The sequence below is a fragment of the Marinobacter sp. UBA3607 genome (assembly GCF_002375525.1).
Taxonomy (GTDB): Bacteria; Pseudomonadota; Gammaproteobacteria; order Pseudomonadales; family Oleiphilaceae; genus Marinobacter; species Marinobacter vinifirmus.
Map to the genome: position 1 here is coordinate 34,921 of NZ_DFLY01000030.1, position 22,301 is coordinate 57,221.

A 22,301-nucleotide genomic window follows, 5' to 3' on the forward strand; every position below is an offset into this window, starting at 1 on the left:
AACCCTGCCTTTTGTCCTGTCGCCAAATAAGGTTAGAATGCCGGCTTCCTCCGTTTAACTGAAGAAGCAGTGGTCTATGTTCTCAAAGCTTGCAACCAAGATGTTCGGCAGTAAAAACGCCAGAGAGATCAAGCGCATGCGCAAGGCGGTTTTGCGCATCAACGACCTTGAAGAACAATTTGGCGGTTTGTCGGATACAGAGCTGCAAGGCAAGACGGCGGAGTTCCGCCGGCGCCTTGAAGAAGGCGAAGCGCTGGATGCGCTGCTTCCCGAAGCCTTTGCCACCGTACGTGAAGCCAGCCGCCGGGTAATGGGCATGCGCCATTACGACGTGCAGCTGATCGGTGGTATGACCCTGCACGAAGGCCGCATCGCCGAAATGAAAACCGGTGAGGGTAAAACCCTGGTGGCTACCGCGTCGGTATACCTCAACGCATTGCCGGGCAAGGGCGTTCACGTTGTGACCGTGAACGATTACCTGGCCAGCCGTGATGCCGAGTGGATGGGCAAACTGTACCGGTTCCTGGGGCTCACCATCGGCGTAGTGGTTGCCGGTCAGCCGCCGGAAGAAAAGCGCGCGGCCTACCAGGCCGATATTACCTACGGTACCAACAACGAGTTCGGCTTCGATTACCTGCGCGACAACATGGCCTTCAGTATTGAAGACAAGGTCCAGCGCGGGCTGAACTATGCCATCGTGGATGAGGTGGATTCCATCCTGATCGACGAAGCCCGTACCCCGCTGATTATTTCCGGTGCCGCGGAAGACTCCTCGAAAATGTACCAGGCCATTAACAGCCTGGTGCCCAGCCTGGAGAAAGGCGAGGTGAGCGAGGAGGGTGAGTCCTCCGGTGACTTCACCATCGACGAAAAATCCCGCCAGGTTGAGCTGACTGAAGCCGGCCATGAAAAGGTCGAGGAGCTCCTGCTCAGCCGCGGTTTGCTGAACGAAGGGGAAAGCCTGTATTCCGCGGCTAACCTGAGCCTGCTGCACCACGTCCACTCAGCCCTGCGGGCCCATCACCTGTTCCAGAAAGATGTGGATTACATTGTCCAGGGCGGGCAGGTGGTCATTGTTGACGAACACACCGGCCGCACCATGCCGGGCCGCCGCTGGAGCGAAGGCCTGCACCAGGCCATCGAGGCGAAAGAGGGTCTGAAAATCCAGGCCGAGAGCCAGACCCTGGCCTCCACCACCTTCCAGAACTATTTCCGTTTGTACGAGAAGCTTGCGGGCATGACCGGTACCGCCGATACCGAAGCCTTCGAGTTCCGCCAGATCTACGGCCTGGACGTGGTGGTGATTCCACCCAACAAGCCGATCCAGCGGATTGACTACAACGACCTGGTGTACCTGACCCAGGAAGAGAAATTCCACGCCATTATCGACGAGATCAAGGATGTAACCTCCGAAGGTCGCCCGGTACTGGTGGGTACGGCCTCCATCGAGGCGTCTGAATTGCTGTCCATGCTGCTGAAAAAGGCACGGATCGACCACAAGATCCTGAACGCCAAGCAGCACGAGTCTGAAGCCCAGATCATTGCCCAGGCGGGCCGCCCCGGTGCGGTCACCATCGCCACCAACATGGCGGGCCGTGGTACCGATATTGTGCTGGGTGGTAACTGGGAGCACGAAGTGGCCGGCCTGGACAACCCTTCCGAGGAAGAAGTTGCCCGCATCAAGGCCGAGTGGATCGAGCGTCACACCCAGGTGCTGGACGCCGGTGGTCTGCACATTGTCGGTACCGAACGCCACGAATCCCGCCGTATCGACAACCAGTTGCGGGGCCGTGCCGGCCGCCAGGGCGATCCGGGTTCTTCCCGCTTCTTCCTGTCACTGGAAGATAACCTGATGCGGATCTTTGCTCCGGAGCGGGTGAAGAACCTGATGCAGGCCATGGGCATGAAGAAGGGCGAGGCCATCGAACACCGCATGGTCTCCAACGCCATCGAGAAATCCCAGCGCAAGGTGGAAGGTCGCAACTTCGACATGCGTAAAACCCTGCTGGAATACGATGACGTGGCCAACGACCAGCGTACGGTGATCTATGATCAGCGTAACGAGGTGATGGCCTCCAACGATATTTCCGAGATGGTCGACACCATCCGGGCCGATGTGGTGGATGCCCTGATCAGCGAGTTCATTCCGCCCCAGAGCATGCCGGAGCAGTGGGATGTGGCCGGCCTGGAAGCTCAGCTGCAGTCCGAGATGGCCGTGGACCTTCCGGTTCAGAAGTGGCTGGAAGAAGACAACAAGCTGTACGAGGAGAACCTTCGCCAGAAGATCCTCGACGCGATTGTGGCCGAATACCGCTCCAAGGAAGAAGTCGCCGGCGCCGAAGCCATGCGCAAGTTCGAAAAACAGGTGTTCCTGCAGGTGCTCGACACCCTGTGGAAAGAACACTTGTCGAACATGGATCATCTGCGCCGCGGTATTCACCTGCGTGGCTACGCCCAGAAGAACCCGAAGCAGGAATACAAGCGTGAGGCTTTCAACCTTTTCGAGACCATGCTTGATACCATGAAGCGTGATGTTGCCCGGGTGCTGAGCCACGTTCGGGTGCAGAGCCGCGAGGAAATGGAAGAGATCGAACGCCGTCGCAAGGAAGAGCTGGAGCGGGAAATGGCCCGTGCCAAGCTCCGCCATGACGAAACCAGCGCCGCCCGGGCAGCGGAAGGTGAAGGTGACGGCGAAGACGGCCAGCAAGGCCAGCAGACCACGCCGGATACCTTTGTACGCCAGGAGCGAAAAGTGGGCCGAAACGAGCCCTGCCCCTGCGGATCTGGCAAGAAATACAAACAGTGCTGCGGCAAGGTCAGCTAACCGACCAGCCCGGCACCGAAGCACCAGAACCCGCAAACCGCCAGAGTGCTGGCAGCTTGCGGGTTTTGTCGTTTATTGATCAGGATTATTCAAGGAGACAGGCATGGCGGTAGGTCCAGGAACCTTACCCGAGTTTTTCCCGGTGGCCGGAGTGAAGATTGGCATTGCCAGCGCCGGCATCAAAAAGCCCGGCCGCAAAGACGTCGTGGTGTTCGAGCTGGCACCCAGTGCCCGGGTGGCCGGTATTTTTACCACTAACCAGTTCTGTGCCGCCCCGGTAGTGCTGAGCCGGCGCCACCTGGAGCAGGGTGCTCCCCGTTACCTGCTGATCAACACCGGCAACGCCAATGCCGGTACCGGCGCCCGTGGTATGGCCGATGCCGAACGTTGCTGCGCCGAGCTGGCCGGGCAGGCTGGTGTCCAGACGGCTGACGTTCTGCCGTTCTCGACCGGCGTCATCGGCGAACCCCTGCCGGTGGACAAGATTGTTGCTGCGTTGCCGGAAGCCCTTTCGGGCAGCCGTGAAGATCGCTGGGCGGAAGCCGCCAGCGGCATTATGACCACGGATACCCGGCCCAAGGGTGCCAGCTGCCAGGTGGACCTGGGTGGCCACACGGTAACTATCTCCGGCATCAGCAAGGGTGCCGGCATGATTCGCCCCAACATGGCGACCATGCTGGGCTTTATCGCCACTGATGCCAATATTGCACCGGACGTGCTTCAGGGCCTGGCCTCCGAGCTGGGCGAGAAGTCCTTCAACCGGATTACCATCGACAGTGACACCTCCACCAACGATGCCTGCATGCTGATGGCCACGGGCCAGTACTCCGGCCCGGAAATTACCGCAGACAGCCCGTTGCTGCCCAGGCTGAGGGAAGTCCTGCAGCAGGTCTACCTGGACCTGGCCCATGCCATTGTTCGTGACGGCGAAGGCGCCACCAAGTTTGTCACCATCGACGTAACCGGTGCCGGTAACCAGCAGGAAGCCCTGGACGTGGCCTATACCGTGGCCCATTCGCCGCTGGTAAAGACCGCCCTATTTGCGTCAGACCCGAACTGGGGCCGGATCCTGGCAGCCGTGGGCCGGGCCGGTGTACCAGATCTCGACCTGGAGGCGCTGGAAATCTATCTGGGCGATGTCTGCCTGGTACGCAATGGCGGCAGGGCGGATGATTATTCCGAAGCCCGCGGCCAGGCAGTAATGGACCAGGAAGAAATTACCATCGCCATTGACCTGAAGCGGGGCGATGTCCACGAAACCGTGTGGACCTGCGACTTCTCCCACGACTATGTGACCATCAATGCCGAATACCGCACCTGAGCCCGCGGCCATGGCAGTGAAGAAACTGATCCATGTCGCGGTAGCGGTAATCGTGCGTGATGGCCGGATACTGATCGCCCGGCGGCCGGAGCACGTACATCAGGGAGGATTGCTGGAATTTCCCGGCGGCAAGGTAGAGCCGGGAGAAACCGTACAGCAGGCCCTGGTGCGGGAAATCGCCGAAGAAACCGGGCTTCGGGTGCCGGCTGAAACGCTGGAGCCGGTGATTGGTATTCGCCATGACTACGGCGACAAGCAAGTGTTCCTGGATGTCTGGCAGACCGCAGCGGCGGAAGGCGAAGCCGAGGGCAGGGAAGGTCAGCCGGTGTTCTGGCTGACCCCGGAAGAGTTGCGGGATGAAGACTTTCCTGCGGCGAACCGGCCGATCATCCGGGCCCTGAGACTGCCCCGGACTTTGCACATTACCGGTTCCCTGGCTGGGCCAGGTGAGGCTGAAGGCCGGCTCGACCAGGCCCTGCAGCGGGTTACCGGTGGCCTGGTAGTGTTACGGGCGCCGGGGCTGGCTCCGGAGCAGTACCGGCAACTGGCCTCGATGGCGCTGGCGCGCTGCTCCGGCTCATCGGTCGGGGTAATGCTCCATGGCGGACCAGCCCTGCTTTCGGAATTCCCGGAGGCTGGCGGCCTGCATTTGCCCTGGCGTGAAGCTGAAAGGCTTTCAGAGCGCCCTGTAGCGGCTAATGCCTGGCTGGGTGTGTCTTGCCATAGCGCGGAGCAGTTGGGCCATGCGGAGCGCCTGGGAGCGGATTACGCGGTGCTGGGGCCGGTGTTGCCCACGGCCAGCCACCCGGGAGAGCCAACCCTGGGCTGGGAGGCCTTTGAGCAACTGGTCGCGGCAGCCAGGCTGCCGGTCTACGCCCTGGGCGGTATGCAGCCCGGCCACACAGCAAAGGCCAGGGCCCTTGGCGGCCAGGGGATTGCCGGCATCGGTTTCTGGTGGTAACCGGGCCTTGCTGAAATAACCCATTGAATTACTGAGGCTGAAACAATCGTGAGCAAGCTGACGCATCTTGATGATAAAGGCGAAGCCCGGATGGTCGATGTAACCGACAAGGCTGTTACCGAGCGCGAGGCCCGGGCCGAGGCGACCATCCGCATGCAGCCGGAAACCCTGCGTATGATCGTGGATGGCGAGCATCCGAAGGGTGACGTACTGGCCACTGCGCGAATTGCCGGCATTATGGCAGCCAAGAGGACCCACGACCTGATTCCCCTTTGCCATGCCCTGAACCTTACCTCGGTGAAGGTGGAACTGACCCCGGGGGGCGATGGCGCCTCGGTCCATATCCTGACCCGATGCAAGCTCTCCGGCCAGACCGGTGTCGAGATGGAAGCACTGACGGCAGCCAGCATCGCGGCCCTCACCCTGTACGATATGTGCAAGGCGGTGGACAAGGGTATGGTGGTTGATAACGTCCGTTTGCTGGAGAAAAAAGGTGGTCGTTCCGGTCACTGGGTTGCCGGCACTACGCCGGCCTAGTACCACCGTGATAGAATGCCCGCCCCATTTGTCAGAACCACGAGGAATTACAGTGGCTGTTCGTTACATTGAGACCTGCCGTTTGCCCACCCCGTTCGGTGTTTTCGACATGCACGGCTTTGAAGAGCCGGATACCGGCAAGGAGCATGTAGCGCTGACGTTGGGTGATATCAGCTCAGACGAGCCACTGCTGGCCCGTACCCACTCGGAGTGTCTGACCGGTGACGCCCTGTACAGCATGCGCTGTGATTGCGGCTACCAGCTGGAAGAAGCACTGCGCAGTATTGCCCGGGAAGGCCGTGGAATTCTGCTGTACCTGCGCCAGGAAGGCCGGGGTATCGGTCTGCTGAACAAGATCCGGGCCTACCGGTTGCAGGATGAGGGCGCAGACACGGTCGAGGCGAACGAGCGGCTGGGCTTCGGGGCAGACCTGAGGGATTACAGCATGTGCAAAGACATGCTGGAGCATCTGGGCATTACCAGCCTGAGGCTGATGACCAATAATCCGCGGAAAGTGAAGGCGCTGGAATCTTACGGCATCCGGATTGCCGAGCGGGTGCCTTTGCATGTGGGTCGTAACCCCCATAACGAGCATTACCTGAATACCAAGCAAAGCAAGCTTGGCCACTGGCTTGAGACCCACCAAGACGACGACCTGGCCTGAATAATTGATTGCTGCGGGCAACCCGGGTTGCCCGCGTACCGGTTACTTGGCGGCGGTCAGCCCCGGGTAACCCAGTTGCTCCAGGCGCCGGGCGATGGCCTCGCGAATGCCTGCGGCATTCAGCCCACACTCTTCCAGCAGTTCCTCGTGTTTGCCGTGCTCCACGAACCGATCAGGTAGACCCAGCTGCAACACCGGCATAGTAACCAGACTGGCGTTCAGGAATTCGGTCACTGCACTGCCGGCACCACCGGCTACCACGTTCTCTTCCAGGGTCACCAGCAGGTCATGCTGTTCGGCCAGTTCCAGCACCAGGGCTTCGTCCAGCGGTTTCACAAAGCGCATGTCGGCCACGGTAGCATCCAGGGCTTCGGCCGCTTCCAGTGCCGGTGTCAGCAGGGTGCCGAAATTGAGAATGGCCACCCGGCTGCCGTCCCGAGCCCGACGGCCCTTGCCGATGGGCAGCGCCTGCAGCTGTTGCTGGATGTCGGCGCCCGGGCCGGTGCCCCGGGGATAACGCACCGCTGCCGGGCCCTGGAATGCCAGGCCGGTGTGCAGCAGCTGGCGGGTTTCGTTTTCATCCGACGGCGTCATGATCACCATGTTCGGGATGCAGCGCAGGTAGCTGATATCGAAGGCGCCGGCGTGGGTGGGGCCGTCTTCGCCCACCAGGCCTGCCCGGTCGATGGCAAACAGCACATCCAGGTTCTGGATGGCCACATCGTGCACCAGCTGATCGTAGCCCCGCTGCAGGAAGGTGGAGTAAATGGCCACCACCGGCTTGGCGCCATCACAGGCCATACCGGCCGCCAGGGTTACGGCGTGCTGTTCGGCAATGGCCACATCGAAATAGCGCTCCGGGAAGCGTTCGGAGAAGGCCAGCAGGTCTGACCCTTCACACATGGCCGGGGTAATGCCGACAACCCGCTCGTCCTGTTCTGCCGCATCACACAGCCACTGGCCGAAGACGTTGGCGTACTTGGGTTTGGGGGAGGCGGGTTTTACCGGCTCCGGTTTGCTGGCCGGCACCGGTTCGATCTTGTTGATGGCGTGGTAGCCGATCGGATCGGCCTCGGCCGGGGCAAAGCCCTTACCCTTGGTGGTCACCACGTGCAGGAACTGCGGGCCTTCCAGCTCGCGGATATTTTCCAGCGTTTCCACCAGCAGCGGCAGGTCATGGCCATCGATGGGGCCGATGTAGTTGAAGCCCAGCTCTTCAAACAGGGTGCCAGGTGCGATCATGCCCTTGAAGTGCTCTTCGGTCTTCTTCGCCAGCGCCATCAGGTGTGGCGTGCTTTTCAGGACCTTCTTGCTGCTGTCGCGAACCTGGTTGTAGGTGCGGCTGGCCAGCAGCTTGGCAAAGTAGTTGGACAGGCCACCGACGTTGCGGGAGATGGACATGTCGTTGTCGTTCAGGATTACCAGCATGTCGGCATGCAGGTGGCCTGCGTGGTTCAGGGCCTCGAAGGCCATGCCTGCGGTCATGGCGCCATCGCCGATCACGGCAATGCTCTTGCGCCCGGTGTTTTGCATGCGGGCGGCAATGGCCATGCCCAGGGCGGCACTGATAGACGTGCTGGAGTGGCCCACACCGAAGGTGTCGTATTCACTTTCGGCCCGCTTCGGGAACCCGGCCAGGCCATCCTTGCGGCGGATGCTGCCCATCTGCTCGCGGCGGCCGGTCAGGATCTTGTGGGGGTAGGCCTGGTGGCCCACATCCCATACCAGCCGGTCTTCAGGCGTGTTGAACACAAAATGCAGTGCCAGGGTCAGTTCCAGAACCCCCAGGCCGGCACCGAAATGCCCACCGGTCTGGCCCACCGACCAGAGCAGGAATGCTCGCAGCTCCCGGGCCAGTTGGGGCAGATCTTCCGGCGGAAGTTCACGCAGCTGGGCCGGAACTTCAATCCGGTCCAGTAGCGGAGTGTTGGGCCGCTGTGACGGGATTTCCCTGAAAATATATGTGTCCTGCATCAGCTCGGGTCTTTGTCGGAAAGATGAATTCTCTGGCGGGCATTATAAGGGAACAGGACAGGCTGTTTCATACTTCCCGGGCCAGTTGTTACAAAAAGGTATGTTGCGGCGATAATCCGGTCAGTGGTTCCGGCTGACCACATAGTCTGCCATGGCCCGCAACGGAGCGGCTTCTTCGCCAAACCCGTCCAGCGCCTGCTTGGATTGCTGCAGCAACGCCCCGAGCCGCTCCCGGGCACCGTCCAGCCCCAGCAGGGCCGGGTAGGTGGGCTTGGCCTTGGCGGCGTCCGAGCCCTGGCGCTTGCCGATGATTTCAGTGTCGCCCTCGATGTCCAGCAGGTCGTCCTGCACCTGGAATGCCAGACCAAGGGCGCTGGCGTAATCCGACAAGGCACTCAGTTGCTGCTCGCTGACCCCCGGAGCGGTCAGGGCGCCCAGCCGCACGCTGGCTTCAATCAACGCGCCGGTCTTGTGCCGGTGCATGGTTTCCAGCTGTTCGATGTTCAGCGCAAGGCCGACCGATTCCAGGTCAATGGCCTGGCCGCCCACCATGCCCTGATGGCCGCTGGCCCGGGCCAGCTCGGCAATCATGCGAACCCGCTGGGTATCGGACAGTTGCGGGGCATCAGCGAGCAGCGTGAACGCCAGGGTCTGCAGCGCATCGCCGGCCAGGATCGCGGTAGCTTCGTCGAAAGCAATATGGGCTGTAGGCCGGCCCCGGCGCAGGTCGTCGTCATCCATGGCGGGCAGATCGTCGTGCACCAGCGAATAGGCGTGGATCAGTTCCAGTGAACAGGCCGGTGCCACGGCGGCATCTTCCGGGCTGCCCACTGCCCTGGCGGCGGCCAGGCACAGCGCCGGGCGAATCCGTTTGCCGCCTCCCAGCACGCTGTAGCGCATGGCTTCCTGCAGGCGGTCTGAAACCGAGGCCTGCTGGATGCCCTGGGCAAGTTCGTGGTCAATGCGGGTGCGGCAGTGTTCCAGGTAAGCGAGGGCCGGGGAAGTGCTGTCGGTCATCAGTTGCTGTCATCCGCGGAAAAGGGCCGGGTTTCCAGCGAACCATCGCTGTTCTGGACGAGTTGTTCCACCCGTTGCTCGGCGGATTTCAGGGCGCTCTGGCATTCCCGGGTAAGTTTTACGCCCCGCTCGAACGCGGCCAGTGACTGCTCCAGCGACAGCTCGCCTTGCTCCAGGTCGCGAACCAGCTTTTCCAGTTCGTCCAGGGATTTTTCAAAGTCGGCAATGGATGTGCTGTTGTTGCTCTCGCCGGCCATGGGGCCCTCCGGGTCCGGTGTGTCAGAAATTGGGCGGATTATATCAGAGTCCCCGGGCTACCGCTGCCAGCTGAACTGACGTCGCTCAAGGGCGGCGCCGAACGGCCCCCAGGATTGTTCGGTTACGTGGATTTCGCCTTCCCGGGAGACCGTCACCACAGTGGTAGCCCGGGTGCCATAGTGCTCACCGGTAACGAAGGGCGCCGACAGAAACCGCTCGGTTTCGATGCCCACGCCGGTATCCGGCAGTTCGTGGTCCGGGGCCGGGCTGTTGTCCTGCAGCAGGGGAATCAGTTGCTGATGGAGTGCGCCGGCATCGCCGCCGGCCTGCTCGACACAGTGGCCCACGGCGGTGCGCAGGCGCAGCAGCTTCGGCCAGGGCGTCTGCAACAGGTGATTGCTCAGGCCGTACATGCCCCGGAATACCTGCCGGCCGGGATGGGCGTCCCGGTTACTGTAATACCAGCGGCCGGAGCCGGCCAGCGACACCAGGTTAAACCCGGCGTAGCGGCCGGGTTCGGAATTCAGATGATGTTGCAATTCCTCCCGTGGCCGGGCCAGTGCCAGCAGTGGCAGCTCACCCCGGCTGTGGCGACCGCTTTCGGTACTGCCTTCGCGCACGTTGGTAACCGCAGCCACCTGGCCGTCCGGAGAGATAGCCAGCCAGGTACCGCCGGATTCCAGGTCTCTGCCTGCCAGCACTTTTTGCCCGCGGGAATCCTGCCACCAATCCATGCCGGCAGTGGGGCGCCGGAAAAATTCATCCCGGTTGGCCGCCACCACCAGCGGGAAGCGGGGATTCTGGCCAACGGCGAAGGCAATCAGGCACATGGTTCAGGCGTTTCCTTTGGTTCGGGAGGCTGCAGATGCAGTCAACTATGCGTATCATACCAGCCTGAAATCCTACCGGGACCCTTGAGACTCATGACCCTGTTCGGCGTATTTATTCTGTACCTGCTGCTCGGCGCCCTGGCCGGCACCATGGCGGGCCTGTTCGGCATTGGTGGCGGGCTGGTGATCGTACCTGTGCTGATCTTCAGCTTCGGATTTGTGGGTGTCAGCCCTGAAATCGCTGCGCACCTGGCCATCGGCACATCCCTGGCCACTATTGTGTTCACCTCGATCAGCTCCATCCGAACCCACCACCAGCACCAGGCGGTGCGCTGGGAACTGTTCCGACCCCTGACTGTGGGTATTGTCGGCGGTGCAGTGGTCGGGGCCTGGACGGCGTCATTGCTGAGCGGGCCGGCCCTGGAAACCATTATCGGTGCCTTCGCTATCCTGGTGGCCCTGAAAATGATCCTGGAAGTGAACCCCAAACCGGGCCGGGATGTGCCGGGAACAACCGGCCTTGGCGTAGCCGGCGGCTTTATCGGCTGGGCCTCCGCGATTTTCGGGATTGGCGGCGGCACCATATCGGTGCCTTACCTGACCTGGTGTAACGTAAAAATGCAGCAGGCGGTGGGAACCTCCGCCGCCCTTGGCCTGCCTATTGCCCTGGCCGGAGCCACTGCCAACATCTGGACCGGCTGGGGGCACCCGGGTTTGCCGGAAATGAGTCTTGGCTTCATATATTTGCCGGCCCTGATCGGTATTGTGGTTACCAGCGTGTTCTTTGCCCGCATCGGCGCAAAGCTAGCGCACAAACTCGACGGCCGCCTGCTGAAGCGAATCTTCGCCATCGTCCTGATCATCGTCGGCCTCCGATTCCTGCTGAGCTGAGAGACACTCCATGCTGCAACACCCGCAATTTGACCCGGTGGCCATCGCCATCGGCCCGCTGAAAATTCACTGGTATGGCCTGACCTACCTGCTCGGCTTTGCCGCCGGCTGGTGGCTGGGCCGCCTGCGCACCCGCAAGCCCTGGTCGCCCCTGCACGAAGAACAGGTGGGCGACATGCTGTTCTACCTGGCGCTGGGGGTCATCCTCGGTGGCCGCTTCGGCTACGTGGTGTTCTACAACTTCGACACCTTCCTGGCAGACCCGCTGTGGCTGCTCAGGGTCTGGGAAGGCGGCATGTCGTTCCACGGCGGATTGCTGGGCGTGATGCTGGCCATGTGGTGGTTTGGCCGCAAAACCGGGGCCGGCTTCTGGAAAATTGCGGACTTCGTGGCACCCCTGGTGCCGGTGGGGCTGGGTGCCGGGCGCATCGGCAACTTCATCAACGGCGAACTCTGGGGCAAGCCTACAGATGTGTCCTGGGGTATGGTGTTCCCCCAGGCACCCGACAGCCTGGCGCGGCACCCGTCCCAGCTCTACCAGTTCGCCCTGGAAGGCGTGGTGCTGTTCGCGTTGCTGTGGTGGTTCTCCTCAAAACCCCGCCCGAAAATGGCCGTCTCCGGCCTGTTCCTGGTGGGCTACGGCAGCTTCCGCTTCCTCACCGAATTCGTACGCCAGCCAGACCCACAACTGGGCTATCTGGCCTTTGACTGGCTCACCATGGGGCAAGTGCTCTCCACCCCCATGATCGCCGCCGGCGCCGCCCTGATGATCCTTGCTTACCGGAGAAACGCCCAATGAAAGCCTACCTCGACCTGATGCAAGACGTAGTCGACAACGGATTCGACAAAGGCGACCGCACCGGCGTAGGTACCCGCTCGGTATTCGGCCGGCAAATCCGCTTCAACCTGCAGGACGGCTTCCCGCTGGTCACCACCAAGAAAGTGCACCTGCGCAGCATCATCTACGAACTACTGTGGTTCCTGAAAGGCTCCACCGACAACACCTGGCTGGCGGAACGCAAAGTCAGCATCTGGAACGAATGGGCCCTCGAAAACGGCGACCTGGGCCCCATCTACGGTAAACAATGGCGCAGCTGGCAATGCCACGACGGCCGCGTCATCGACCAGATCAGCGAAGTCATCGACCAGATCCGCACCAAACCCAACTCCCGGCGCCTGATCGTCTCCGCCTGGAACCCGGCAGAATTGCCGGACGAGTCCGTTAGCCCTCAGGACAACGTGCGTGAAGGCCGCATGGCACTGGCGCCTTGCCACTGCCTGTTCCAGTTCTACGTGGCCGACGGCAAGCTGTCTTGTCAGCTTTACCAGCGCAGTGCCGATCTGTTTCTGGGCGTGCCGTTCAATATTGCCTCTTACGCGCTGCTGACGCATATGATCGCCCAGCAATGTGATCTGGAAGTGGGGGAGTTTGTTCATACGTTTGGCGACTGTCATCTGTATCAGAACCACCTGACGGACGACATTGTTTTCGAGCAGCTGAAGCGCGAGCCACGGCCGCTGCCGAAACTGGTCATCAAGCGCAAGCCGGAATCGATATTCGATTATGAGCTGGAAGACTTTGAGTTCAAAGGCTATGAGCCCCATCCCGTGATCAAAGCTCCGATAGCAATCTAATCTGAGTCGACGACATTCTCCGGTGCTAGGTTGCAAGGGGTTGGGAAGGCTTTCCAAAAATGTGCGGAGCCATGGATGGCGGAGCAGAAGCGCCACATGGATGTGCCGCAAGGAGCGGTTTTTGGAAAGCCTTCCCAACCCCTTGCGGGAGCACTAGGCAAGCGGTAATTAAGGCGGCAAGGCAGCAAGATTCGAGGTAGAAAAGAATGAGAAAGGCACTGATCGTAGCCATGTCCCGGAACCGGGTCATCGGGAGGAACAACCAGCTCCCCTGGTATCTGCCGGGGGATTTGAAGTACTTCAAGCAGGCTACCATGGGCAAGCCCATCATCGTGGGGCGGAAAACCTGGGATTCCATTGGCCGGCCACTGCCCGGACGGGTGAATGTGGTGATTTCCCGGAACGCAGACTGGCAGGCACCCGCGGGCACCGTTGCTGCGCCATCACTGGAAGCGGCACTGGTTAAAGCGGAAGCCCAGGCTGAGCTGGAAGGCGGAGACGAAGTAATGATCATTGGCGGCGGCCAGATCTACGCTGAAGCCCTGCCAATGGTCGACCGGATGTACATCACCCAGGTACACGCCGAGGTAGACGGCGATGCATATTTTCCGGAAGTGAACTGGGAGGAATGGGAAGAAATCGGACGCGAAGACTTCTCCGCGTCAGACAATAATCCTTACGACTACAGCTTCGTAGTCTACCAGCGTAGCCGGTCAAGCTGACCGGCTACGCTGAACAGACCTCAGCGCGGGGCGCGCTTGGGGCCCTTGGCTGCAGGCTTGCCGCCCTTGCCGGCGGGCTTGCCAGATTTCGGGCCGCTCTTGCGGAAGCCCGGCTTGCCATCCTTGCTGAACTTCTTGCCTGGGGCACCCTTACGGAAACCACCTTTGCCCGGAGGCGGGCCTTTGCGATCACGGCGGGGTGCGGCAGAAATCTCCGGCAGGGCTTCCGGCTGCTCCAGCGGCAGGGAATCCGGCTGGGAGGCTTCCAGCAGGCAGGCCAGGGCGCCGGCTACGGCCGCCATGTCCATGTCGTTACGCTCGGCAATCTCGTCCAGCAGGGCAATGGCCTTGCCAGAACGGGGATCGTTGGTGAAGCCCAGCAGCTGCTCTTCAAACTGTTCTACCCGCATTTTCTGCAGGGCAGCCGGTGACGGCAGCTGGTACGGTTCCATCGGAGAGTTGGTGGCCCGCTCCAGAGTACGCAGCCAGCTGCGCTCACGCGGAGTGACCAGCAGGATAGCCTTGCCGGTACGGCCGGCACGACCGGTACGACCAACACGGTGAATATACGCTTCAGTGTCGTAGGGCACATCGTAGTTGATGACGTGGGTAATCCGGGGCACGTCCAGGCCGCGAGCCGCTACGTCGGTGGCAATGATGATGTCTTTCTTGCCACGCTTGAGATCTTCAACGGTCTGCTCGCGCTGGCGCTGGTTCAGGTCACCGCTCAGGGGTGCCACAGCGTGGCCACGGGCTGACAGCTTTTCAGCCAGCAGGGTGGTTTCGGCCTTGGTGCGCACAAAGATAATGGAGGCGTCGAACGGCTCCACTTCCAGGATGCGGGTCAGGGCATCCAGCTTGCGCTCGGCGTACACCGGCAGAACGAACTGGGAGATGCGCTCAACCGTGCGGGTCTCGCTCTCGATTTTTACTTCAGTCGCGTTCTTCAGGTAGGTCTGCGCAACTTTCTTGATCTGCGGCGGCATGGTGGCCGAGAACAGGGCGCGCTGACAGGTATCCGGGGTTTTCGACAGAATCGCTTCTACGTCGTCGATAAAGCCCATGCGCAGCATTTCGTCGGCTTCATCCAGCACCAGTGCCTTCAGACTGCCCAGTTTCAGGGTGCCTTTGCGCAGGTGGTCGAGCATCCGGCCCGGGGTGCCCACAATAACCTGGGCGCCACGCTTGAGGCCGCGAATCTGCGGAGCAAAGTCCTGGCCGCCGTAAATGGGCAGTACATGGAAGTTGCGGAACTTGCTGGCGTAGGTCGTGAAGGCCTCTGCCACCTGGATGGCCAGCTCTCGTGTCGGAGCCAGTACCAGGATCTGGGGTTCAGCAATGTTGGCGTCGATGCGGCTCAGCAGCGGCAGGGCAAAGGCTGCGGTCTTGCCGGTACCGGTCTGGGCAACGCCCAACAGGTGGTTACCGGCCAGGAGGGCAGGGATGGATTGCGCCTGGATGGGCGACGGAGTTTCATAGCCAACAGCGGAAACGGCTTCCAGTACAGCTGGATCCAGCCCCAGTTCGGCAAAAGACAATTCTGACATGAATGTACTCGGTATTCGGAGGGTATTGCACCGCAGGGCAGTGCGTGATTTTGAAACATTATAGTCGTTTTGTCGCTGCTTTAATATGAATAATGCCGGTTTGGTGGTAGGTAGTTGCCGGGGCAAGGTTATTGCGGGCGTGTTGTGATTGGTGCAGTCTATGAGGTTTGCATACTAACCAACTGGAAAACAAGCCTATGACCTTTGATCAGCTGCTGGCCGAAGTGCGCCAGGATGGCACAGTGACCCTTCCTTCTGACTGGGCTCAGGGGCGCGCCACGTTTGGCGGCCTGGTTGCGGCCCTCGCATTTGATGTGATGGCAGCAAAGGTAGCGGAAGGCCGAGCTATGAGAGCCCTGCAGGTATCCTTTGTCGGGCCGGTGGAGCCCGGCGTGCCGGCGCAGTTCGAGGCCGAACTGTTGCGCGAAGGCAAGGCCGTTTCGCAAGTACAGGGGCGGATTCTGCAGAATGGCGAGCCTCGCCTGGTCTGCCTGGCCAGCTTCGGCGGAGACCGGGAATCGGCCATTCAGGTGGAGCCGCTTCAGGCGCCCGAAGCCAGGCCGGTCGACCAGTGTCAGGGGCTGCCCTACATCAAGGGCATGACTCCGGAGTTCACCCAGCACATCGAGATGCGCTGGGCGTTCGGCAATTTGCCGTTTTCCGGTAAGGGTGGCCGTGAAATGGGCGGCTGGATGCAGTTCCGGGAAACTCCGGAAGTGTTCACAGATGCCCATATTGTTGCGCTGGTAGATGCCTGGCCGCCGGCGGTACTGCCGCACCTGAAAGATCGTGTGCCGGCCAGTTCCCTGAGCTGGGCGCTGGAAATTGTGCATCCCCGGCCGGTGATCGAGCCCGGTGACTGGCTGCTGTACCGGGCCACCATTGACCAGGCCGGGGCGGGCTACGGCCACACCCATGCCGGTGTCTGGACTGCCAGCGGTGAGCTGGTGGCGCTGAGCCGGCAGACGGTTACCGTGTTCGGATAAGCCTGGAACGGGCGTCAGGCGGCCATCTCGGCCTTCAGGGCGTCCAGTATCACCCGGGCAAACTGGCGGGGTGAATCTTCCTGCAGGAAGTGACCGCCACTGAGGGTAATGTGGGGCTGGCCGAAAGCGCCGGGAATGCGGCGCTGCATCAGCCGGTCTCCGCCCCGGGTAATCGGGTCACTGCTGCTGAAGCAGGTAATAAACGGCTTGCGCCATTTTTCCAGTATCCGCCAGGCTTCCCGGTTCGCTGCGCTGGATGGATCCGAGGGCGAGGTGGGCACCAGTTTCGGAAAGGCCCGTGCCCCGGCTTTGTGGCGGGCGTCCGGAAAGGGGGCTTCGTAGGCGGCCAGTTCGCCGCTGGACAGGGTTCTCTCGGTACCCAGCTGGATGATCCGTGCTACGGGAAACCAGGGGCTGTGGCTGGCAAAGGCTTTCCACAGGCGAAAAACAGACGGTACCGGTGAGTCTCCGGTGGGCAGCATGCCGTTGCCGACAATAATGCGGCTGAAGCGCCGGTGGTTTTCCGCGGCCAGCCGCAAGCCCAGCAAAGAGCCCCAGTTCTGGCATACCAGCGTGATATTCCACAGGTCCAGCTCTTCAATCCACCGGGTCAGCCAGTTTACGTGGTTGTCGTAGGTGTAATCTGCGGTGTCGACGGGTTTGTCCGATTTTCCGAAACCGACGAGGTCCGGGGCCAGTACCCGGTGCCCGGCATCGGCGACCACGGGGATCATGTGCCGGTACAGGTACGACCAAGAAGGCTCACCGTGCAGCATCACTACCGGTGCCGCATTTCTCGGGCCTTCATCCACGAAGTGCATTCGCAGGCCCGGTTCGACATCCAGATAGTTGGGGGAGAAAGGGTAATCCGGGAGGCCTGCGAAGCGGGCTTCGTCAGTTCTCAGAATACGCATGCCATCGACTGTCCTGACTGATAGGTTGCGCGATTGTCGCGGTGACAATGTTCAGTCTTCAGGATAATGCAGATGGAATGTTGCTGTGTTTGAGTTCGGTAACAGAGCGTTGCGGCTTTGAATCAGGACGCAATATCGAACAGGCGCTCGGGGTTGTCGACCTGCGCGAGGGCTTCGTCACAGCAGTTGACGGCGCCGCAGTCGTCGGCCGAGCACAGGCCGATGGTGTCGCAGCAGATGTCCCGGTGGTTGTCGCCCTGGTTCCGGAAAATCCGGGCCCGGGACAGTATCGAGCGGCAATGTCCGCACAGCAGCGTGGGTACTGCGCTTCTTTCTGCCAGAAAGGCATTGAAGTGTTGATGTTGTGTCATAAGAATTCCTCCTGATCTACCTACCATAGGGACGCTTTGTGACAATTCAAAGTCTGCCAGCGGGCGTTCCACAGTTCGGGTTCAGCAGTTATACGTATCAGGCGTCAGGATCGACTACCGGGCGGCGGTTGGAACGTTTGTCGTCCCAGTCCAGGTCTTTCGGGTCGTACCAGCCCAGCCGGTCGGTTACCTTGCGCCGGGTGAACTCGGAAAGCGTGGGCCAGAGTTCCTGGAAGTCTTCCAGCCCTCTTTCCCGTTGCCGTAACTGCTTGCTGGTCAGCCGGCTGATGGTGCGGGGCAGGTGCAGGGCTTCGCCGAGTTGCCCGGGCACCAATACCTCCTGCCCCATCACTTTCCGGCGATGGGTGCGGGCGGCCAGCACCTTCTGCAGTTCGGTGGCAGCCTCAAGGGCGGTTTCGATGGTAAAGCTATCGGGATCCAACAACATGGCCTGTTTATTTGCTGTTCGATAACCTGCCACTATAACGTGAATCCGGCTACAGTGGCCACGCTCTCGTGGTAGTCTGCGGGGCTGGAAAACCGGTTCGCCGGGAACGTCATTGCTTCAGGAATGTTTGATATGTACGCAAAACTCGAGACACGGACCTTTCTGGCCATGCTGGTGGGTGTGTCGTTTGCTTTTATCTGGCTGATGAAGCCGTTTTTCGGGCCGATTTTCTGGGCCGTGGCCATTGCCCTGATTTTTCACCCGGTCCAGCAACTGCTGGTCAGGCGCCTGGGCGAGCGCCCCAACATCAATGCCCTGATCACCCTGATGATCTGCATGATTATCGTGGTGATTCCGGTGCTGTTTCTCGGGACCGCCCTGATTGCCGAAGGCGTTGGCATCTACCAGAAAATCCAGGAAGGGGAAATCCGGCCCGGGGAATACATTGACCAGGTGAACCGGTCCTTTCCGGCCATTCAGGCTTTCCTGGCCCAGTTTGACATCAACTTCGGTGAACTTCGGGATCGCGCGGTGAGCGCCATTCTGGGCGGCAGTCAGTTCCTGGCCAAGCAGGCCCTGGGCATTGGCCAGAACACCTTCCAGTTCTTTCTGGGGCTGGCGCTGATGGTTTACCTGGCATTTTTCCTGCTGCGGGACGGTCATAAACTGGTGGAGTTGCTGATCAAGGCGTTGCCGCTCGGGGATGAGCGTGAGCGGCTGCTGTTTGCCAAGTTTGCCGAAGTTACCCGGGCTACCGTGAAGGGCAACCTGCTGATTGCTATTATCCAGGGTGCGCTGGGGGGGCTGATCTTCTGGACCCTGGATATTACCGGCGCCCTGCTGTGGGGGGTGGTGATGGCGATTGTTTCGTTGCTGCCGGCCGTGGGGGCAGCGATTGTGTGGGTGCCGGCAGCGGTCTACCTGGCTGCCGTTGGCGATATCATCCCGGCCATCATCCTGACGGCGTTTGGCACCATTGTTATCGGCCTGGCCGACAACCTGCTGCGCCCGATACTGGTGGGCCGGGACACCAAGATGCCGGATTACCTGGTGCTTCTGTCCACCCTCGGTGGCATCGTGCTATTCGGCATCAATGGCTTTGTTATGGGGCCGCTGGTGGCGGCGCTGTTTATGGCGTTCTGGGGGATTTTTATCCGGGAGTTCGGCGAAGAGGCCCATGCTTCCCGGCCAGAATGTGAACCAGGTAGCAAGGATGAGGATTAGCTTGTGCTAGGGTGGGGTTAATGCCCTCGACCGTGGAGATGGGCGCCGCATTACCCTAATAACAAGATATTCAAGCGATATCAGGAGTAAGCCGGTGTTTACCACGAAAACTGCCAGCCATCCATTGCACAAACTGGTCCTCGCTGCGGGAGCCGTTGCGCTCCTTGGCACTGCCCCTTTGTCCCACGCCAACGATGTTGTCGCGCTCAAGCATGCGCTGTATGGCGCCGGGTACGACATAAACAATGTGAATGCCAAACTGGATGAGAATACCCGGGCCGAGTTAACCCGGTATCAGAAAGATCAGGGTCTGGAAGCCAGCGGTACCCTGAATGAAGAGACCAAGAAAGCGCTCGGAATGGTGGCCGTCGCAGAGGCTGCTCCCGTATCCGGGGCGCCCGCCCAGGCTGCTGCGAAGCCGGAAAGTGAGCCGAAGCCTGAAGCCATCGAACAAGCTGAAGAAAAGGATGACGAAGACGAAGCCTGGTCGCTCTGGTAATCCCGGCCTGGCCGCTTTGGCCAATGTCATAAAAAAGCCCGCAAGCTGCCAAGCCTGCGGGCTTTTTGTTTAAGGCCTGTCGGGATCAGTCCAGCTTGGACAGGTCCCGTACCGCGCCTTTATCTGCGCTGGTGGCCAGCAGGGCGTAGGCCTTGAGTGCCGCCGATACCTTCCGGGGACGGGAGTTTTCCGGTTTCCAGCCCTTGGCATCCCGCGCTTCGCGGCGCTTCTGCAGCTCGTCGTTGCTGACCTGCACATTGATGCTGCGGTTCGGGATGTCGATCAGGATGGTATCGCCTTCCTCGATCAGGCCGATAGCGCCGCCGGCAGCCGCTTCCGGAGACGCATGGCCGATGGACAGGCCCGAAGTACCGCCAGAGAAGCGGCCGTCAGTCAGCAGGGCGCATTCCTTGCCCAGTCCCTTGGATTTCAGGTAGCTGGTGGGGTAGAGCATTTCCTGCATGCCGGGGCCACCTTTCGGGCCTTCGTAGCGAATGATGACCACGTCGCCTGCCTTCACTTCGTCATTCAGGATACCGGCCACGGCCGTGTCCTGGCTCTCGAAGACCTTGGCCTTGCCTTCGAATACGAAGATGCTTTCGTCTACACCGGCGGTTTTTACCACGCAGCCGTCGACCGCAATGTTGCCGAACAGTACGGCCAGGCCGCCTTCGGACGAGTAGGCGTTTTCGACAGAACGGATACAGCCGTTCTCACGGTCACCGTCCAGGCTCGGCCAGCGGGTGCTCTGGCTGAATGCGGTCTGGGTGGGAATGCCGGCCGGGCCGGCCTTATAGAATTCCACCACTCCAGCGGTGGGGGAGCGCATGATGTCCCACACTTCCAGGGCTTCTTTCATGGTCTTGCTGTGTACGGTGGGCAGATCGGTGTTGATCAGGCCGCCGCGTTCCAGTTCACCCAGAATGCCCATGATGCCGCCGGCGCGGTGCACATCTTCCATGTGGTACAGGGGCGAGTTCGGGGCCACCTTGCACAGCTGCGGTACCTTGCGGGACAGCCGGTCGATATCGGCCAGGGTGAAGTCCACCTGGCCTTCCTGGGCTGCTGCCAGCAGGTGCAGGATGGTGTTGGTGGAGCCGCCCATGGCAATGTCCATGGTCATGGCATTCTGGAACGCTTCCATGGAGGCAATGCTGCGGGGCAGCACGCTGGCATCGTTCTGCTCGTAGTAGCGCTTGGCGTTTTCCACAATCTGGCGGCCGGCGTTCAGGAACAGCTGCTCGCGGTCGGAGTGGGTTGCCAGCAGCGAGCCATTGCCCGGAAGGGCCAGGCCGATGGCTTCGGTCAGGCAGTTCATGGAGTTGGCGGTGAACATGCCGGAGCAGGAGCCACAGGTGGGGCACGCGCTGCGTTCGTATTCTTCCACCATCTCGTCGGTGGCGGTCGGATCAGCCGCGATCACCATGGCATCTACCAGGTCCAGCTTGTTCTCGGACAGCTTGGTTTTACCGGCTTCCATGGGGCCGCCGGAAACGAAGATCGTCGGAATGTTCAGGCGCAGGGCGGCCATCAGCATGCCCGGGGTGATCTTGTCGCAGTTGGAAATGCACACCAGGGCATCGGCACAGTGGGCGTTGGCCATGTACTCTACGGAGTCGGCAATGATCTCCCGGGAGGGCAGGGAGTACAGCATGCCGTCGTGGCCCATGGCGATACCGTCGTCCACGGCGATGGTGTTGAATTCCTTCGCCACACCACCGGCGGCTTCGATTTCGCGACAGACCAGCTGGCCCAGGTCTTTCAGGTGCACGTGGCCGGGCACAAACTGGGTGAACGAGTTGGCAACGGCGATAATCGGTTTGCCGAAATCGTCATTTTTCATACCGGTGGCGCGCCAGAGCGCACGGGCTCCAGCCATGTTGCGGCCGGCGGTTGAGGTGTGGGAACGATACTGGGGCATGGTGTGCTGCTCTCTCCCTTAATTTTGAACGGACTAAGCGAAACCGAGAGGATAACAGATTCCGTGCCCCTCGCATGGCTGTTTTCCGGATCGGTGTTTACAATAAACCTTCAGCCCGCAGGCTGAATTCCATAAAACCAACCAAGAGCCATTCCCACAGTGACTGACTCACTTTCCAGCGTGCCGCTGTTTCCGCTCAATTCCATTATCCTGCCCAAGGGGCGTATTCCCCTGCAGCTGTTCGAGCCCCGCTACATAGATATGCTGACCCGCTGCCTGAAAGAGCAGCAGGGCTTTGTGGTGGTGCTTTTGCAGGATGGCGACGAGGTTGGCCGCAAGGCCCTGTTCCACGATCAGGGCACCTACGTGCGGATTATCGACTTCCAGCAGCTGGAGAACGGCTTGCTGGGTATCACCGTTGAAGGCGACACCAAGGTGCGGGTAGTCCGCAACTGGCAGCAGGAAGACGGTTTGCACATGGGGGACGCCGAGCCGCTGGAGCCGGAGCAGCAGGTTGATATCCCTGGCCGGCACTATGAATTGCCGGCGGTTCTGCAGGCCCTGTTCCGGCATCCGGTGGTGAAGGATCTGGGCATGGATGTCGATTTTGAGGATGCCCGTGAGGTGGGCTGGCGGCTTACCGAGCTGTTGCCCCTGGACAAGTCCGAGAAGCAGCAGCTGGCGGAGTGCCAGGATCCGGTCGAACGCCTGGACCGGTTGCAAGCCCTGCTGGATATCCTTGAACAAGGCTCCTGAA

The 22,301-nt window shown here is 60.9% G+C and carries 22 protein-coding genes; 13 read left to right on the forward strand and 9 right to left on the reverse strand.

The window, feature by feature from the left end:
• Nucleotides 1-76 precede the first annotated feature (76 nt).
• The 5 genes from secA (at nucleotide 77) to ribA (ending at nucleotide 6,307) form a co-directional block, all read left to right on the forward strand.
• A complete protein-coding gene (gene secA, locus B2589_RS11080) occupies nucleotides 77-2,824 on the forward strand; it encodes a preprotein translocase subunit SecA (protein WP_286816612.1) in 2,748 nt (915 codons plus the stop codon).
• Between the two features lie 103 nt (nucleotides 2,825-2,927).
• Entirely contained in the window at nucleotides 2,928-4,145 is a 1,218-nt protein-coding gene (gene argJ / locus B2589_RS11085; RefSeq protein ID WP_286816613.1) for a bifunctional glutamate N-acetyltransferase/amino-acid acetyltransferase ArgJ, read from the forward strand.
• A 10-nt stretch (nucleotides 4,146-4,155) separates the two neighbouring features.
• The gene (locus B2589_RS11090; protein ID WP_286816614.1) at nucleotides 4,156-5,106 is read left to right on the forward strand and encodes a Nudix family hydrolase; all 951 of its coding nucleotides are present in this window, start codon (nucleotides 4,156-4,158) and stop codon (nucleotides 5,104-5,106) included.
• A gap of 48 nt (nucleotides 5,107-5,154) precedes the next feature.
• Nucleotides 5,155-5,643, forward strand: coding sequence for a cyclic pyranopterin monophosphate synthase MoaC (gene moaC / locus B2589_RS11095; RefSeq protein ID WP_286816615.1), 489 nt, complete (start codon nucleotides 5,155-5,157; stop codon nucleotides 5,641-5,643).
• 52 nt (nucleotides 5,644-5,695) lie between these two features.
• Nucleotides 5,696-6,307, forward strand: coding sequence for a GTP cyclohydrolase II (gene ribA, locus B2589_RS11100; protein WP_022988697.1), 612 nt, complete (start codon nucleotides 5,696-5,698; stop codon nucleotides 6,305-6,307).
• Between the two features lie 42 nt (nucleotides 6,308-6,349).
• Here ribA and dxs read toward each other — a convergent pair whose 3' ends face one another.
• The 4 genes from dxs to B2589_RS11120 form a co-directional block, all read right to left on the reverse strand.
• Nucleotides 6,350-8,281, reverse strand: a complete 1,932-nt coding sequence (gene dxs / locus B2589_RS11105; protein WP_286816616.1) for a 1-deoxy-D-xylulose-5-phosphate synthase — start codon at nucleotides 8,279-8,281, stop codon at nucleotides 6,350-6,352.
• A gap of 120 nt (nucleotides 8,282-8,401) precedes the next feature.
• Nucleotides 8,402-9,298 (reverse strand): (2E,6E)-farnesyl diphosphate synthase, encoded by an 897-nt coding sequence (ispA, locus tag B2589_RS11110; RefSeq protein WP_286816617.1) that lies wholly within the window; start codon nucleotides 9,296-9,298, stop codon nucleotides 8,402-8,404.
• Entirely contained in the window at nucleotides 9,298-9,555 is a 258-nt protein-coding gene (locus B2589_RS11115) for an exodeoxyribonuclease VII small subunit (protein WP_022988700.1), read from the reverse strand. Before B2589_RS11115 ends, ispA begins: the two co-directional genes overlap by 1 nt.
• A gap of 57 nt (nucleotides 9,556-9,612) precedes the next feature.
• Nucleotides 9,613-10,386, reverse strand: a complete 774-nt coding sequence (locus tag B2589_RS11120) for an NRDE family protein (protein WP_286816618.1) — start codon at nucleotides 10,384-10,386, stop codon at nucleotides 9,613-9,615.
• A gap of 93 nt (nucleotides 10,387-10,479) precedes the next feature.
• Between B2589_RS11120 and B2589_RS11125 the strand changes: the two genes are divergently transcribed.
• From B2589_RS11125 to B2589_RS11140, 4 genes are all read left to right on the forward strand, one after another.
• Nucleotides 10,480-11,277 (forward strand): sulfite exporter TauE/SafE family protein, encoded by a 798-nt coding sequence (locus tag B2589_RS11125; protein ID WP_022988702.1) that lies wholly within the window; start codon nucleotides 10,480-10,482, stop codon nucleotides 11,275-11,277.
• A 10-nt stretch (nucleotides 11,278-11,287) separates the two neighbouring features.
• Nucleotides 11,288-12,076, forward strand: coding sequence for a prolipoprotein diacylglyceryl transferase (lgt, locus tag B2589_RS11130; protein ID WP_022988703.1), 789 nt, complete (start codon nucleotides 11,288-11,290; stop codon nucleotides 12,074-12,076).
• Nucleotides 12,073-12,912, forward strand: a complete 840-nt coding sequence (locus B2589_RS11135; RefSeq protein ID WP_286816619.1) for a thymidylate synthase — start codon at nucleotides 12,073-12,075, stop codon at nucleotides 12,910-12,912. Before lgt ends, B2589_RS11135 begins: the two co-directional genes overlap by 4 nt.
• Before the next feature lie 206 nt (nucleotides 12,913-13,118).
• On the forward strand, nucleotides 13,119-13,634 hold the full coding sequence (locus B2589_RS11140; protein ID WP_286816620.1) for a dihydrofolate reductase: 516 nt from the start codon (nucleotides 13,119-13,121) through the stop codon (nucleotides 13,632-13,634).
• A 20-nt stretch (nucleotides 13,635-13,654) separates the two neighbouring features.
• Here B2589_RS11140 and B2589_RS11145 read toward each other — a convergent pair whose 3' ends face one another.
• Nucleotides 13,655-15,181: a DEAD/DEAH box helicase gene (locus B2589_RS11145; protein ID WP_058340395.1), complete on the reverse strand. Its 1,527-nt coding sequence runs from the start codon at nucleotides 15,179-15,181 to the stop codon at nucleotides 13,655-13,657.
• Between the two features lie 197 nt (nucleotides 15,182-15,378).
• Between B2589_RS11145 and B2589_RS11150 the strand changes: the two genes are divergently transcribed.
• Nucleotides 15,379-16,167, forward strand: a complete 789-nt coding sequence (locus tag B2589_RS11150; RefSeq protein ID WP_286816621.1) for an acyl-CoA thioesterase — start codon at nucleotides 15,379-15,381, stop codon at nucleotides 16,165-16,167.
• 14 nt (nucleotides 16,168-16,181) lie between these two features.
• On the opposite strand, the gene B2589_RS11155 is transcribed toward B2589_RS11150, so the two are convergent.
• From B2589_RS11155 to B2589_RS11165, 3 genes are all read right to left on the reverse strand, one after another.
• Nucleotides 16,182-17,081 carry a haloalkane dehalogenase gene (locus B2589_RS11155; protein ID WP_286816622.1) on the reverse strand — a complete coding sequence of 300 codons (900 nt, stop codon included), beginning with the start codon at nucleotides 17,079-17,081 and terminating at the stop codon, nucleotides 16,182-16,184.
• Nucleotides 17,082-17,203: 122 nt separating this feature from the next.
• Nucleotides 17,204-17,452 carry a hypothetical protein gene (locus tag B2589_RS11160; protein WP_058340392.1) on the reverse strand — a complete coding sequence of 83 codons (249 nt, stop codon included), beginning with the start codon at nucleotides 17,450-17,452 and terminating at the stop codon, nucleotides 17,204-17,206.
• 97 nt (nucleotides 17,453-17,549) lie between these two features.
• Nucleotides 17,550-17,900, reverse strand: a complete 351-nt coding sequence (locus B2589_RS11165; protein ID WP_022988710.1) for a hypothetical protein — start codon at nucleotides 17,898-17,900, stop codon at nucleotides 17,550-17,552.
• Nucleotides 17,901-18,032: 132 nt separating this feature from the next.
• On the opposite strand from B2589_RS11165, the gene B2589_RS11170 reads away from it, so the two are divergent.
• Nucleotides 18,033-19,124 (forward strand): AI-2E family transporter, encoded by a 1,092-nt coding sequence (locus B2589_RS11170; RefSeq protein WP_273134066.1) that lies wholly within the window; start codon nucleotides 18,033-18,035, stop codon nucleotides 19,122-19,124.
• Nucleotides 19,125-19,218: 94 nt separating this feature from the next.
• A complete protein-coding gene (locus B2589_RS11175) occupies nucleotides 19,219-19,623 on the forward strand; it encodes a peptidoglycan-binding protein (protein ID WP_286816623.1) in 405 nt (134 codons plus the stop codon).
• 85 nt (nucleotides 19,624-19,708) lie between these two features.
• Here B2589_RS11175 and ilvD read toward each other — a convergent pair whose 3' ends face one another.
• Nucleotides 19,709-21,544 carry a dihydroxy-acid dehydratase gene (ilvD, locus tag B2589_RS11180; RefSeq protein ID WP_286816624.1) on the reverse strand — a complete coding sequence of 612 codons (1,836 nt, stop codon included), beginning with the start codon at nucleotides 21,542-21,544 and terminating at the stop codon, nucleotides 19,709-19,711.
• A gap of 159 nt (nucleotides 21,545-21,703) precedes the next feature.
• Here ilvD and B2589_RS11185 point away from each other — a divergent pair, with 159 nt between their 5' ends.
• The gene (locus tag B2589_RS11185; protein ID WP_286816625.1) at nucleotides 21,704-22,300 is read left to right on the forward strand and encodes an LON peptidase substrate-binding domain-containing protein; all 597 of its coding nucleotides are present in this window, start codon (nucleotides 21,704-21,706) and stop codon (nucleotides 22,298-22,300) included.
• The last annotated feature ends 1 nt before the right edge of the window (nucleotide 22,301 follow it).